Source organism: Flavobacterium omnivorum (genome assembly GCF_900099915.1).
Taxonomy (GTDB): domain Bacteria; phylum Bacteroidota; class Bacteroidia; order Flavobacteriales; family Flavobacteriaceae; genus Flavobacterium; species Flavobacterium omnivorum.
In genome coordinates this window covers 276,190-292,230 of sequence record NZ_FNDB01000001.1, presented here as the reverse complement: position 1 = coordinate 292,230, position 16,041 = coordinate 276,190, and the positions used below count along the sequence as shown (strand labels likewise).

10 protein-coding genes are annotated in these 16,041 nt (G+C 34.1%); 5 read left to right on the top strand and 5 right to left on the bottom strand.

Going from position 1 to position 16,041, the window contains the following annotated elements:
• Positions 1 to 124: 124 nt before the first annotated feature.
• The 3 genes from BLS90_RS01310 to BLS90_RS01300 all read right to left on the bottom strand — a co-directional run bounded on the left by BLS90_RS01310 (position 125) and on the right by BLS90_RS01300 (position 7,476).
• Entirely contained in the window at positions 125 to 1,639 is a 1,515-nt protein-coding gene (locus BLS90_RS01310; protein ID WP_091254146.1) for a RagB/SusD family nutrient uptake outer membrane protein, read from the bottom strand.
• Between the two features lie 11 nt (positions 1,640 to 1,650).
• Positions 1,651 to 4,629, bottom strand: a complete 2,979-nt coding sequence (locus tag BLS90_RS01305) for a SusC/RagA family TonB-linked outer membrane protein (protein WP_245705019.1) — start codon at positions 4,627 to 4,629, stop codon at positions 1,651 to 1,653.
• Between the two features lie 840 nt (positions 4,630 to 5,469).
• On the bottom strand, positions 5,470 to 7,476 hold the full coding sequence (locus BLS90_RS01300) for a glycosyl hydrolase family 95 catalytic domain-containing protein (protein ID WP_245705018.1): 2,007 nt from the start codon (positions 7,474 to 7,476) through the stop codon (positions 5,470 to 5,472).
• A 196-nt stretch (positions 7,477 to 7,672) separates the two neighbouring features.
• On the opposite strand from BLS90_RS01300, the gene BLS90_RS01295 reads away from it, so the two are divergent.
• From BLS90_RS01295 to BLS90_RS01275, 5 genes are all read left to right on the top strand, one after another.
• Positions 7,673 to 9,262, top strand: coding sequence for a glycoside hydrolase family 32 protein (locus tag BLS90_RS01295; protein WP_091254144.1), 1,590 nt, complete (start codon positions 7,673 to 7,675; stop codon positions 9,260 to 9,262).
• A gap of 44 nt (positions 9,263 to 9,306) precedes the next feature.
• Entirely contained in the window at positions 9,307 to 10,635 is a 1,329-nt protein-coding gene (locus tag BLS90_RS01290) for a sugar porter family MFS transporter (RefSeq protein ID WP_091254141.1), read from the top strand.
• 2 nt (positions 10,636 to 10,637) lie between these two features.
• Positions 10,638 to 11,549 carry a carbohydrate kinase family protein gene (locus tag BLS90_RS01285; protein WP_091254138.1) on the top strand — a complete coding sequence of 304 codons (912 nt, stop codon included), beginning with the start codon at positions 10,638 to 10,640 and terminating at the stop codon, positions 11,547 to 11,549.
• 152 nt (positions 11,550 to 11,701) lie between these two features.
• Positions 11,702 to 12,721 (top strand): LacI family DNA-binding transcriptional regulator, encoded by a 1,020-nt coding sequence (locus BLS90_RS01280; protein ID WP_091254134.1) that lies wholly within the window; start codon positions 11,702 to 11,704, stop codon positions 12,719 to 12,721.
• 234 nt (positions 12,722 to 12,955) lie between these two features.
• On the top strand, positions 12,956 to 13,987 hold the full coding sequence (locus tag BLS90_RS01275; protein WP_091254132.1) for a LacI family DNA-binding transcriptional regulator: 1,032 nt from the start codon (positions 12,956 to 12,958) through the stop codon (positions 13,985 to 13,987).
• Positions 13,988 to 13,998: 11 nt separating this feature from the next.
• On the opposite strand, the gene queG is transcribed toward BLS90_RS01275, so the two are convergent.
• Together queG and ruvB are read right to left on the bottom strand one after the other, a co-directional pair.
• Complete coding sequence (gene queG, locus BLS90_RS01270) at positions 13,999 to 14,919, bottom strand: tRNA epoxyqueuosine(34) reductase QueG (protein ID WP_394331017.1); 921 nt, start codon at positions 14,917 to 14,919, stop codon at positions 13,999 to 14,001.
• 39 nt (positions 14,920 to 14,958) lie between these two features.
• Positions 14,959 to 15,981, bottom strand: a complete 1,023-nt coding sequence (gene ruvB / locus BLS90_RS01265) for a Holliday junction branch migration DNA helicase RuvB (RefSeq protein WP_073352187.1) — start codon at positions 15,979 to 15,981, stop codon at positions 14,959 to 14,961.
• Between the last annotated feature and the right edge of the window lie 60 nt (positions 15,982 to 16,041).

Sequence of the window (16,041 nt, the reverse complement as noted above, 5' to 3'; positions counted from 1 at the left end):
GAATTAGAATTGCCTAATTTATATAATATTGGTATAAAAAAGAATAAAATAGTTAAAAAATAAAGAGGGTAATAAATACCCTCTTTATGACTAACTCAAAAAACAATAAATAGTAAACAAATCTTTAGTAACCTGGATTTTGTGTCAAATTCGCATTAAACAATGCATCGGCAGGAATTGGAAATAAAATATATTTATCAGCAGAAACATAAGGTTTCAATTCTCTAATTGCTAAGAATTTACCAAAACGAATCATATCATTTCTTCTCCATCCTTCTAACCACAATTCTTTTCCTCTTTCTAAGTACACTCCATCCAAAGTAGCAGCAGAAGCCGCTTGACCTGATCTAGCAGCGATGTCGGTCATAATAGTTCCAACACTTCCTGTACCGCCTCTTAATATTGCTTCCGCTTTCATTAACAAAGCATCAGAATAACGCATGAATACATAATCATTATCAGGAGTATTAATGTTAGCTGCATCTGGAATGTATTTTTGCATTCTGATACCAGCCGTCTCTAACGTAGTTCCGCTTGTAATTAAAGTTACTGCCGGAGTAAAAAATAATGGATTCCCTCTTCTATCTTTCAATGCAACTGTTCCTCCTGGCTTGTACATTTGGCCTACTTGTAATCCAACAGGATTTCCGAAAGCAGAGATGATTGCCGCATCAGCATTTTTGATACGTCTGTCATTTGGATTAAACTTGTTGTAGTATTCTGCAACAGTAGAGAACCCATTCCATCCATCAGGAGTTTGGTTGTAGTGCATTGACATTCTCCAGTGGTATTGAATTCCTCCACCTGCTCCACCTCTTGTATTCTTAGCCGAGAATAAGATCTCCGGTGAAGTATTGTTCGCAGGTTTAAAATTATCCCAATAATCTGAAGCTAAACTACTACTGATTGCATTTATATGTCCCACCACTTTATTCATGTCAGCGGCAGCAAATGTATAAGGACCTACAGCAGCAGCAGCGGTAAATACTCCTTTATTCAAATACAATTTAGCTAATAGAAAATGCGCTGCATCTTTGTTAGCAAAACTAGCATCATTAACTGTTCTTGCAGGGAGTTGAGCTACCACAGCTTCTAATTCGCTAATTACGAAATCAGTTGCCTCAGTTCTAGTCCAAACTTTTGGATTGTCTGTTAACTTGGAACCTGCTTCTCTGTAAGGAACTTGACCAAACAAATCAATTACATTATAATAGTAGAATGCTCTCAAAAAACGAGCCTGAGGCACTTCAGAAGCCGTACCATTTTCTACTACTAAACTACAGTTGTAAACATTAGACAATAAAGCATTCCACGCATTTCTTACCTCATTGTGATCCGGTGCCCAGGTATGTACGTGAATTTGTCTCCAAGTAGCATTATCATCCCAGTCACCACCTCGTGTTGGTCCCACTAACGCATCTGTTGACATTTCATCCAAAGCAAACATCTGTCCCTGAGTTTCAAAGCTTCGCAACCCTTCATAAGATGATTGTAATAAAGCCGCAGTATTAATAGCGCCACCCTCTTCAGAACTATTAATATAACCATCTAATACTTCTTCATCTAAATTGGTGCAACTTACGCCTAACGCAATTGTGCTTACAAAAAAGATGCTTTTTATAATATTTATTCTTTTCATTGTTCTATTAATTAAAATGTTACGTTAATACCAACAGCTACACTTTTTTCTCTTGGATACGATAAGTATTCCATACCTGCCGAAGGCACTCCATTCAAAGATTTATCTGTATCCACCTCTGGATCAGATCCAGAATAACTGGTGATGATAAATAAATTAGACGCATTTACAAAGAAACGAGCTGATTTCATTTTAAACTTCTCTATTACATCTCCTTTGAAAGTATATCCCAAAGTTAAATTCCCCATTCTTAAGAAATCTCCTTTTTCTAAATACCTAGTAGATGGTGCAGAAACATCCGCCGTCGATTGAGGTGATGTCGCTACTTCTAGTGTTACGTTTTTACCTGGATCACCACTAAATGCACTTTTAGCGAAATTAGCATTGGTTGTGTTATTATAGATGTAATGACCAAACGCTCCGTAGAAAGAAGCACTAGCATCGAAGCCTTTGTATGCTAAAGAAGTATTGAAACCAACATTGATTTTAGGTAAAGGTTGTTTGTCTAATAATTTTTTATCTGCAGTACCTAAACCCGTATCGTTACCGGCTGCATCTGCATAAATAGACATTCCATCAGCATCATACCCTCTCCACTCATAAAGATAATAAGTGTAGGCAGGGTAATTAGTTGTAACTATTTGAGCATAAGCTCCAGACAAACCTTGACCGTTTAACGCTCCTGTAGCAATAAATCCTGCGAAGTTTTTTACTTCGTTTGATAAAAAGGAAGCATTACCTGAAATATCCCATGTGAAATCTTGCGTATTAATAACGCTATAATTCAAAGAAACTTCTACCCCTTTATTGATTAAGTTACCAGCTAAGTTCACAAAACGTGGCGCTGGCGGGCCTGGTTGAGAAGAGGCCGATGGAACTGGAAAAATTAAATCTTTGGTATCTCTTTGAAAATAATCAACAGAACCAGTTAACCTATTGTTTAACAATTCAAAATCAGCACCTACACCATACGATTTAGTAGTTTCCCATCTTAAATTTTCATTTGCGTTGATTTGTTCACCAACACCTCCATCTATTGCATAGGAAGCTCTTGCTATAGCGGAATTTGGTGCAAACTCTTGATTTCCTGTGATACCATAATTTCCTCTAACTTTGAAACTATTGAACAAACCCTCTTGATCTTCGATCACTTTGTAAGCAATACCTACAGAAGGGAAATAATCATATTTGTTATTTTTTCCTAGTTTAGTAGAACCATCAGCACGTAAAGTAGCCGTTACAATTAACTTTTTGTATAAAGTAGCATTTACTCTTCCAAAATAGGACTGCAATTCTACTCTATTTCTGAATGAATTAACTCTAAACTCATTTCTCAAACCCGCTTCGATATTGTCAATTAAATTTGTTTGTTCAGGCCTGTAACCTTTTCCCGTAGCAGTACTTCCATCTACAGTGTAATCGTAATACGAATAACCCACTAAGGCATCTAAATTAAAATTTTCACTGAAATCATTATTATAATTCAAGGTATGCTCAAAAGTTCTATTGAATTTATTCAAGTTAGAAATACTAGCCTGTCCATATTTAGTAACTAAAGTCTGAGGATCCGTTGCTTGAGCAACATTCGTGATTTGAATTGTTGGCAATAACTGACTTTTTCTACTTGAATTTGAGGTCTCTACACCAAACAAAAATTGGTATTTCAATTTACTATTGATCTTCCAAGTAGTATTAATACTAGCTAATAATTTGTTAGTATTTGTATAATCTTTGTATGCATTTAGCAATTGAACAGGATTCAAATAATCATTTCCTACGAAGGTGTAAGATCCGTCAGTTGCATAAATAGGTAGCGTTGGATTCCAGTATAGCGCTGCGCCCATAAGATTCCCAACTGCTCCAGCATTATTAGACAATAAAGTAGCCTCATCTTTCAAAGAAGCATAAATTATTCTTTCCTCTATTTTTAATGCACCATTGAAGTAATCATTTGAATTGTAAACAGTAGCGTTGTATTTATCCAACCCTGTGTTTTTAACGATACCATCCGTACTAGAAGCACCTAATGAAATTCTAGTATTGGAATTTTCTGTAGTTTTAGCAAAAGATAAATCATGATTAGTTGAAAAACCACTTCTCAAAACAGCATCTTCCCAATCATAAGATCTAGATCCCTTATCTTTACCACCAGCAGCAACAAATTGATTCGCATCCATAACATCCAGGTTACCTGACAATTTACTGAACTGTACAGAGGAGCTGTAATTTATTTGTGGTACATTCGATTTTCCTTTTTTAGTTGTGATTACAATTACTCCATTAGATCCACGAGAACCATATATAGCGGTAGAAGAAGCATCTTTCAATACACTTATACTTTCTATATCATTTTGATTCACAAAGTTTAATGGATTTTTAGAAGAAGAACTTCCTAATAAATCATCTCCACCACCGGAAACATTTCCACCATCCAAAGGAACTCCATCAATAACGATTAATGGGCTATTCCCTGAACGAATAGATGAATTACCACGAACTCTAATTGCTACACCAGCTCCAGGCTCACCACTAGACTGTGTAACTTGAACACCCGCTACCTTACCTCTTAATAATTGTGCTGGCGACGGAGAAGAAACATTATCAAAATCTTTTGCACTAATTTGATCAACTGCACCAGTCGCATCTTTCTTTCTCACTGAACCGTAGCCTATCACTACAACTTCCTTTAATTCAGCGGAGTCTTCATTTAATACCACATTAACTGTGCTTTTTCCTGCTACATTTAATTCTTGAGTTTTAAGACCAATGTAACTAAAAACTAAAACTGCGTTTGAGCCCACATTCTTGATAGTAAATTTTCCATCGAAATCAGTTTGTGCTCCATTTGTTGTTCCTTTAACTAAGACAGAAGCCCCTGGAAGTGGACCACTGGCATCCGATACTGTACCAGACACATCTTGCGAATACGTCAAACTTGTACAAAGTACCGCTAGAAACACCATCAAGCCTTTAATTAGACTATTTTTCATACGTAATAAATAAGTTGGTTAATAATTTGTTTAAATGGTTTGTTTAAATATTAACATCAAACATAAATATAAATTTATGATAATATTAAGATATTAACAAACTATAACGTTTTCGTTATGCCGAAAACGTTTTCGATTTTAAAATTAATACCTTAAAAATTTAATAGTAAAATTATATTAACCATAAAAATAGGAGCTTAAAAAACACATTAGTTCACTTTATTAGCAATTATATTACAAATCGATTGTCGATTAATCAAAAAAAAGCCTTTTAACAAAATATCATTGCGAATTATTCATCATTATTAAGTTAAACACAACAAATTGACAATATACACTCAAGACTTTTAATTATTAAAAAAATAGTAGCTAAAATTAGCGATTCCTTTTTTTACCCCTCAATTTAAAGGCTCAAAATAGCATAATAACAAAACGTGTTATAGTAAAAAAAAATCGCTTCAAAATTTTTATATTAGCAAGTATAAACCTATAAAAATAAAAGTAATCCCTTGTGAGATTTAAAAATAAAAACCTCGACATAAGGGAAATCGAATCGATAATGCTCCTTTCTGACTTTAGCTGTTTTTTAAACCAACTATATTCTTCTTTTAGCTTGAAGCTTTCTATCATCACAACAAGGAATGAAAGCAACCTAGCTTTATTTTTTTAAATTAAAGGAAGACCTACTCTTGTAATAACAAATTTCAAAAAGTAGGTGCCAAATAAAAAACAAAGACCAATTGAATTAAAAAATAGCAAACAAAAAAAGCCACGAACACCAATTTAAATCCTTTCAAAATGGATCAATTTAGTATTCGTGGCAGATAAAATATTTGAAAATTACTTAATTTCTATAGTTTTATTATCCACTCCAAGACCAATAATCTTAAGCGATTTCCATTGTTTTGGCAACAATCCTTTATTGTATTTTAGTCCCATATCAGTTTGTTCCACTCCACCAAAACCATAAATAACCGCCTGAAGCATGGCTCCTGCTCCGGTAGCAAAATACGGATTATTACTATTGGCCGATTCCGAGAATACTCCAAAAGGTGGTCTACTGTTTGGCAAATACGATTTTACAAAATAACTATACGCTTTTTCTTTATCGCCCAAGCGCGCATACAAAACGGACAATACTCCAGAAGCCATTGCTGGACCGTCCTTTTTATCAATTTTTTCAGCGTAATATTCTAAATCTCTTTTTATTTGATCTTTGTCTGTGATTACGTGTAAAGGATATGCTAGTAAATTCACATCGGCTTGTTTGATCATTTGCCCTTGATATCCTTTGTAATTTTGTGTTATTCCTTTTTCGGTATGTATGGCTAATTTTTCAGATACTGCTACCCATTTTGGATTTATTGGTTCGCCCAAAATTGTTGCTGCTTTGATCGTGTTTTTCAAAGACTCAATAGCGGAGGCATTAGTAAAAGCATTATCATCTACATGTTGCGCATATTCATCAGCACCGACTACATTTAAAATAGAAAAACTTCCATCCTGATTTTGCACCACTCGACTTACCCAGAAATCAGCAGTTTCTTTTAGAACTGTCCATTCTTTTCCCAACCAAGATTTATCTTGCGTGTAGGCGTAATAATTCCAAAATGCAATCGAAACATCAGCCGTAATGTGCTGCTCAAAAATACCGGTCAGCGCCCACGTTGGTGTAGCTTCTTCTCCTGTATCATCAGATTCCCAAGGATACATTGCTCCTTTATAGCCGTAAATAAAAGCTTTTTGTTTTGCTTTTTGCAAACGGTCTGAACGGTAATCTAAACACGATTTTGCCATGTCAGGCTGCAGCGCCAAAAGCGTTGGATACATCCAAAGTTCCGTGTCCCAAAAAATATGTCCGTTATATCCTTGAGATGATAATCCCATAGGTGCAATACTTTGTCTGGTATCAGGACGGATATACGAATACAAATTATACAATGCAAAACGAACGCGTTGTTGGGCATCTAAATCTCCTTCAATTTGTATGTCGCCTGTTTTCCATAGTTCAGCCCAAGCTTGCTTGTGTCGGTTTAATAATTTATCAATTCCTTCCTGTAGCGCATAAATGGGTTGTCTTTCGGATTCATTTAAAGGATCTGTAACATCTTTAGACGTGCAAATTCCTCCTGCAACTGCAAAACGATATTTTTTTCCTTTCAAAAGTTTTTTGGTAAACCCAACTTCATTTCCGGTTTGTTTTAAAGTTTCACTTTCACCATCAAAAAGAAAAGTCGTTGAAGCCGCAACTGTATATTTACCCGTTAGTGTTTTGGCAGTTGTTCCAAAAACCGGCATTAAATATTGATTGTCTTTCAACACTCGAAACTGACTTTTAGCGTCTTTCAATTCGTCAGGAACAACCATATAATTGTTAGCCGTGATTTCTATATCTTTAGTAGGAGTAATTTCGACAATTGCCATCGCTGAAAAAGGAATAGCTCTATTCGCTAAAATAGTATAGTTAATAGTAGCCAAATCCTTAAATGAAAAGGAAGTGGTACTCGTTCCCTCTTTCATCGAAATCACCTGACTCCAATTATCAATATTATCAGACTTGATTTCCTGATTATTGATGTTCAAATGCAGATTCAGAAATTCTATTCCGCGAACTATTCTGCTGATTCCATTTTCGGGACTTCCATCATAAACGCCATTCAGAATAATTTCTTTTGTTTTTAAAGGCGTATCATCGGTAACAATTCCTATTTGACCATTTGCCATAGCAACACCAAAATAATTTTCTCTTGAATTTGCGTATAAATGCCACTCATCTGATTTGCTTTGACTAAAAGCGACTGAACTTAGTAAGAGCATGAAAAACAAACTTTTAACTTTTGAAATCATAGTTTAATTTTTTAATAATATTTTCAAACTTATATAATTTATTTCTTAAAATGATTAATAGTTACATAATCTACCTTGAATACAAATCGAAAACGTTTTCGGCAAATCAAAAACGTTTTTACTCCTAATATTTTGAATAATTAAAAAATAGAATCCTATTTTTATACAGACACTATAATAATTAAACCTTATTTTAATGAAGTTCACAAATAAAATATTCCCCTTTTATTTCGTATTCGGAGCCTCTTTATTCTTGTTTTCCTGTAAAGAAGAAGCAAAAAATGAAGTTGTTACCATCGCTTCTTCCGATAGTATAAAAACTGATTCCACGGTGCAATACAAAGAACCTTACAGACCACAATTTCATTTTTCTCCAGAAAAAAAATGGATGAATGACCCAAACGGAATGGTTTTCTACAAAGGAATTTATCATCTGTTTTACCAATATTATCCTGACGACATTGTTTGGGGACCGATGCATTGGGGACACGCAACAAGTACGGATTTAATTCATTGGACAAATAAAAAAATCGCTTTGTTTCCTGACAAATTAGGAATGATATTTTCAGGAAGCGCCGTACTAGATTTAAAAAACACTTCTGGTCTTGGAACAAAAGAAAACCCGCCAATGATTGCCATTTTTACCTATCACGACATGGCAGGTGAAAAAGCGGGAACAACAAATTATCAAACACAAGGGCTCGCCTATAGTCTGGATGAAGGCGAAACTTGGTTGAAATATGATGGAAATCCAATTGTTAAAAATTCCGGTCTAAAAGATTTTAGAGACCCTAAAGTTTTCTGGAATCCCGAAACCAATACTTGGAATATGGTATTAGTCGCAGGTGATCACGCACAATTTTATACTTCAGAAAATTTAATTAATTGGAAATTCGAAAGTGAATTTGGAAAAAATATAGGAGCGCACGGCGGTGTTTGGGAATGTCCTGATATTTTTAAATTAAAAGTTGCCGGTTCCAATGAAGAAAAATGGGTTTTACTCATTAGTATCAATCCTGGCGCGCCAAATGGAGGCTCCGGAACACAATATTTCGTAGGTGATTATGATGGAAATAGTTTTAAAACCTCACAGAAAGACATCAAATGGATTGACAATGGTGCTGATAATTACGCAGGTGTCACGTACAATAATGCTCCTGACAATAGACGAATATTCATAGGCTGGATGAGTAATTGGTCCTACGCTAGAGACACACCTACAAAAAACTGGAGAAGCGCGATGACACTTCCTCGAGAACTATCACTTGCTATAATAAATGGTGATTATGTTCTGAAAAACACTCCTATAGAACAATTCAAAAAACAAGAAACTGTAGCATTTACAAAAGATGAAATAATCCTAAAAGCGAATCAAAAAACTACATTTGATTACCAATATTTGAATCAGTCAGCAGTACAATTGAATACCAAAAACGAAAATTTAAAATTGGTTTTTTCCAATGAAGTAAAGGATTCTCTGGTTATCAATTACGATGCGAAAGGAAAGACTTTTTCTGTAGACCGAAGACATTCCGGTATAGTAAATTTCGAAAAAAGTTTTGGAGAAAAAATTCACAACACCAAAATTCTGAACATTACTACCAAAACAATCGATTATAAAATTATATTAGATTGGTCCTCAATTGAAATTTTTCTTAACGGCGGAGTATACAGCTTTACGGAACAAATTTTTCCTAACAAACCGTACACCAAACTCAGCATTCAATCGGATAGGAATCAAGAAATTAAAAACCTTACCATTTCTAAAATAAAGGGAATCTGGTAAAAATCTTTTATAACAACCAAAATAATTAACCAAAAAATAAAATAATGAATAACAAAAAAATACTTTATTGGTCCATTGTCGTTGCATTTGCAGGATTTTTATTTGGATTTGACACTGTAGTAATTTCGGGAGCTGATAAACAATTGCAGCAATTATGGGGTTCTTCTGATTTGTTCCATGGACTAGTAGTGATGTCATCCGCATTATGGGGAACGGTTATTGGCGCCATTTTTGGGGCGTTTCCAACGAATATTTTAGGTCGAAAAAAGACGTTAATAATCATTGGATTACTATTTTTTGTTTCCTCGGTGGGAACGGCATTCGCCAATGATCCTGTTTTCTTTTCCATTTTTAGATTTCTTGGAGGAATCGGTATCGGAGCATCTACTATTGCGGCTCCAACCTATGTTTCTGAAATTGCTCCAGCAAAAGACAGAGGAAAACTGGTGGCTTTATATCAATTTAATATTGTTTTTGGTATTCTGATCGCATTTACATCAAACTATTATTTACAAGATATTGGAGAAAATGCTTGGCGATGGATGTTAGGAATACAAGCGTTCCCTTCTTTTCTATACATTATTTTGGTATTTGGAATTCCCGAAAGTCCGCGTTGGATTTTAGAATACAAAAAAGACAGAGAAAAAGCAGTCGCTATTTTGAAACAAATTAATAGTGACGCCGCAGTGGAAGCGGAAATCGCAGCCATCGAAAAAGAAACATTCCATGAAGAAAAAAACGAATCTATTTTCATGGCAAAATACAGAAAACCATTAATGCTTGCATTTTTCATTGCATTTTTCAATCAACTATCTGGGATTAATGCCTTTCTATATTATGCACCCCGAATTTTTGAGTTGGCAGGATTAGAAAAATCAGCTTCTTTTTTGAGCAGTATCGGAATTGGAGTAATCAATTTGATCTTTACTATGATTGGAATCTCGCTAATCGATAAGTATGGAAGAAAAACATTGATGTATTTGGGTTCTGTAGGATACATCATTTCTTTGGGATTAGTGACTACGGCTTTTTATTTTGAGTGGAAAGGAATGGCTGTTCCATTATTTTTCTTCTTGTTTATAGCCTCACACGCGATAGGACAAGGAGCCGTGATTTGGGTATTTATCTCAGAATTATTCCCAAATAAATTAAGAGCCGCTGGGACTTCTTTTGGAACGTCTGTCCACTGGATTTTAGCAGCTTTAATTCCGTCTTTTATTCCGTTTTTGTTTAAAGAAATTGGAACAACAACCGTTTTTGCCATCTTTTGTATCATGATGGTTTTCCAATTGCTTTGGGTATTTACAAAAATGCCGGAAACCAAAGGAAGAACATTAGAAGAACTATCTGAAAGTCTATCAAAAAACGAATAACCATGAATAAAAATATAATCTGTTTTGGAGAAGTTTTGTTTGATGTTTTCCCTACACACCGAAAAATTGGTGGAGCGCCATTAAATGTTGCATTAAGACTCGCATCACTTGGAATAAATGCACAAATAATAAGCCGAATTGGAAAGGATGAAATCGGTAAAGAAATCTTTGCTTTTATTAAAAAAAACGGAGTTGCTACCGATACAATTCAAATAGACGAAAACTTATCCACTGGTCAAGTCATTGTCCAATTAAACGACAAAGGTTCTGCTTCCTACACCATCAATTATCCTGTTGCTTGGGACAAAATTATATGTATTCCGGAAGACGAAATCAGGGTCAAAAAAGCGGATGCACTTGTTTTTGGCAGTCTTGTATGTAGAGATCCTATTTCACAAAATTCACTTTTAGAAATCATAAACTATGCAAAATACGCTGTTTTTGATGTGAACTTACGTGCTCCCTTTTACACTAAGGAAATACTAATTAATCTGATGATGCAGTCTGATTTTATAAAATTCAATGATGATGAATTATATGAAATAAGTGCTTTCCTGAATTCTCCCTATCATTCATTGGAACAAAACATACTTTTTATTGCAGAACAGACCAACACAAAACATATTTGTGTAACTAAAGGAAGTCACGGCGCTGTTTTGTACTACAATGAAAAAATGTACTACAATAGTGGCTACAAAATTGATGTTGTTGATACGGTAGGATCCGGAGATTCTTTTTTAGCGGGTTTACTTTCTAAACTACTATATAAAGAAAATCCGCAAGAAGCGATTGATTTTGCTTGTGCTTTAGGAGCGATTGTTGCCAAGAATGAAGGAGCAAATCCCAAAATTTCCAGTAAAGAAATCAATGATTTTATGCATCCTAAAAAGAAATTTGAAGAACTAAAATCATAATACTTGACAATGAATTGGTCTTAATTTAGCTTTCTGTTTTAAAAATCGTAAAAAACAATTAAACTGTTTCTTGAAAATTGATTTGCAATAAATAAATTGTAAATTCGTTTTCAAGAAGCGGTTTTTTGCTTTCAATACCAGAGAATTCAACCATGAACAACACCACTCTCAAAGAGATAGCCGCACAATTAGGAATTTCGATTACTACCGCTTCAAAAGCTTTGAAAGGGTACTCTGATGTCAGTGAAAAAACAAAAAAAGCAGTAATTGAACTTGCTCAAAAACTTAATTATACTCCAAATAGCTTTGCTGTAAATCTAAGAACCAAAGAATCAAAAACCATAGGTTTAATAATTCCCACTTTAGTTCATGATTTTTTTTCTTATGTAATTAAAGGAATCCTTGAAGAAGCAGAAAAAAGAGATTATTTAGTTATTATTTTACAATCCAATGAAAAATTAGAGTTTGAAAAAAAACAAATTGATTTACTTTTAAACAAAAGAGTAGATGGTATATTGATGTCATTGTCTAATGAAACCGGTGATTTTGATCACTTAAAATCAATCATTTCTCATAATACTCCCTTAGTACTTTTTGATAAAATTGCTAAACTTGTCCATTGTTCCAAAGTAACTATTAATGACAAAAAAGCGGCTTACGATGCTGTATGCTATCTCATAAAAAAAGGCTACAAAAAGATAGCCCATTTTAGAGGTTCTTATTTACCTCAAAATGCAATTGATCGATTTTTAGGATACAAAAAAGCACTAGAAGATAACGGTATTATTTATGATTCTTCTCTAGTTTTTGTATGTGAAAACAATGCGGATTTCCAAGACGGTTATGAAAATGCTAAAAAAGTGATGGATGAACATCCAGAAATTGATGCAATATTTGCAGTTACCGATTTAGTGGCCATTGGAATCATTAAGTACTTTAATGAAATAGGGGTTTCCATTCCACAACAAATAGCAGTTTTAGGTTTCAGTAATTGGTTTATGTCAAGCGTAATATCCCCAAAACTTTCCACGATTGACCAACCCGGTTTTAAAATTGGAAGCAGGTCAGCATCGATTCTATTTGATGAAATCAATCTAAAAAAGAATAACTTACCAATAGTTTTCCAATCCATTGAATTAGAAACCAGTATCATTGAAAGAGAATCGACATAAAAAAATTGAATTTATTAATACATCTTACCGTTGTTTATTTTATATAACGAATCCATATTAATTTGTTTATTTTGATAAAAAAACTATAAATAAGATAAAAATTAATATCTTGGTAAAGAATATTTTAAGTTTCATGCGTCAATTGCAAACATAGATTAAAGGCTGGCAAAGATTTAAAGCAAAGTTGTTTCTATAAAATATTTTCCTAAAATTAAATCTGTACAAATTCGATTCATGAAAGATATCACTCTTAAGGAAATTGCAACAAAATTGGGAATTTCAATAACTACTGTTTCGAAAGCGCTCAAGAATTATCCTGATGTTAGTGAGAAAACTAAAAAGTCAGTAATTGAGCTTGCGCAACATTTACATTATACCCCAAACAGTTTTGCCGTAAATTTAAGAACCAAAGAATCTAAAACTATAGGCTTAATCATTCCTGAAGTAGTCCATCATTTTTTCTCAAATGTGGTAAATGCTATTATTGATCAGGCCGAAAAAAGTGGATACTTGGTAATCATATTACAGTCAAATGAGACGCTGGCTTTAGAAAAAAAGCAAGTGGAATTACTAATAAACAAGAGAGTGGACGGCATCATCATGTCTTTATCTAATGAATCTAATAATGATGATCATATCAAGGAAATTATGAATCGGAAGATTCCTTTTGTGATGTTTGACAAAATTGCCAAGCTTTCAAAATGTTCCAAAGTAATCATCGACGACCAAAAAGCAGCTTTTAATGCCGTTCAGCATTTAATAGATAATGGTTGCAAAAAAATAGTTCATATTCGTGGCCCATTAAATCCTCAAAATTCAATAGACCGATATATTGGCTATAAAAAAGCGTTAGAGAAAAACAACATTCCTTTTGACGCAAAATTAGTTTATACTTGCGAAAATGTAACCTTTGAAGAAGGAAGAGCATTTGCTGAACAAATAATTGAGGAGCACTCTGATGTGGACGGGATATTTGCAATAACAGATTTAGTTGCTGTAGGTGTTTTGGCTTATTTCAATGAAAATAAAATTAATGTTCCGGAACAAGTAGCAATAATTGGTTTTAGTAATTGGTTTATGTCACAAGTTCTGACACCGAAACTAAGTACCGTTGATCAACCGAGCCACGAAATGGGAATTGCATCTTTCAACCTATTACTGGAAGAAATGAATTGTCATAAAGAAGGAGTTCCTTTTACGCCAAAAACACTTGAATTAGAAACTACCGTTATCATTAGAGAATCTTCAATTCGATTGAAAAATTAGAATTTAAATACTTATTCAAGGAAATTAATGTTTCTTTTTATTCCTTGAAACTTCGCTCTTTTAAGTGGGGAATTTTTAAAAACTGCTTTAAATGTTTCTTCGGTTATTTCTAACCAGTCCTTTTTAGACATGGCAAGTAATTCTGGATTTGGATTAAATAAAGGTTCGTTATGCTGTTTTGAAAACTTATTCCAAGGACAAACATCCTGACACACATCACATCCAAAAGCCCAATCATCAAATTTCCCTTTCATTTCGTGAGGAATATTTTCTTTTAATTCAATCGTAAAATAAGAAATACATTTACTTCCATCAACAACATAAGGCGCAACAATTGCCTCAGTAGGACAAGCATCAATGCAGGCAGTACAAGTTCCACAATGATCTGTGGTAGGATTATCGTAGTCTAACTCTAAATCAATAAGGAGTTCCGCAATAAAGTAAAAAGAACCCACTTTTTGTGTCAATAAATTACTGTTTTTGCCAATCCAGCCTAAACCACTTTTGGCTGCCCAGGCTTTGTCTAATACAGGTGCAGAATCTACAAAAGCACGTCCAGAAACCTCGCCTATTGCAGATTGAATTGAAAATAAAAATTCTTTTAGCTTCTCTTTAATTACAAAATGATAATCTTCACCATAAGCGTACTTAGAAATTTTAAACGAATCAGGATTTTGAAATTGTTCTGGATAATAATTTAACAAAAGTGAAACAACACTTTTAGCATCATCCACGAGCAACTTTGGATTTAATCTTTTGTCAAAATGGTTTTCCATATACGACATTTGCCCATTTCTATTCCTATTTAGCCAGTCCTCCAGTCTTGGAGCCTCTTCTTCAAGAAAACCAGCTTTGGCTATACCGCAGGACAAAAAACCAAGACGTTTGGCCTCGGATTTAATGAATTGGGTATGTGTAGTTTTTGAATTTATAATGCTAAAGATAACGAAGGGAATTCTCTTCTTAATATATTAAAATAATCCACCTTGCACATTAATTTTTACTTTTCCTAAATGGGAATAGGCTTTCTCAGTTACTTCCCTACCTCTTGGTGTTCTCATAATAAATCCTTCTTGAATCAAAAAGGGCTCGTACACCTCTTCTATAGTTTCGCTACTTTCAGAAACGGCCGTAGCCAAAGTTGACAAACCAACAGGTCCTCCCTTAAATTTATCAATAATAGTATTTAATATTTTATTATCCATCTCATCCAATCCATGAGCATCAACATTGAGGGCTTTTAAAGCGTAACGAGCAATTTCTATATCAATGGTACCATTGCCTTTTATTTGGGCAAAATCACGCACGCGACGCAACAAAGCATTAGCAATTCTTGGAGTTCCTCGGCTTCTACCTGCAATTTCTATGGCTGCTTCCATCGAAATAGGCATTTTAAAAATTGCGGCACTTCTTTCAACAATTGTAGTTAGTAATTCCGTTGTATAATACTGCAAACGAGATGATATTCCAAAACGGGCTCTCATGGGAGCAGTCAAAAGACCAGAACGAGTCGTTGCTCCAATTAAAGTAAAAGGATTTAGATTAATTTGTACAGTACGAGCATTTGGCCCAGATTCAATCATGATATCGATCTTAAAATCTTCCATTGCTGAATACAAATACTCCTCCACTATGGGACTCAACCGATGAATTTCATCAATAAACAAAACGTCTCTTTCTTCAAGATTAGTTAACAAACCAGCCAAATCACCTGGCTTATCCAAAACAGGACCAGAGGTGATTTTAATTCCAACTTGTAACTCGTTAGCCAAAATATTAGCTAAAGTTGTTTTTCCAAGTCCCGGAGGTCCATGAAAAAGAGTATGGTCAAGAGCTTCGTTTCGTTGATTTGCAGCTTGAACAAAAACTTTTAAATTTTCCAATATTTGATCTTGACCGGCAAAATCATCAAAAGAAAGTGGTCTTAATTTTTTTTCAAGATCAAGCTCTTCTGCATTATAACCATTTGACGTTGGGTCTAAATTTTCATTCATGAAACAAAGATAAAGAAAGAAATGAGTTAACTAGAATTCAAATTGATCCTTTTCGAAAAT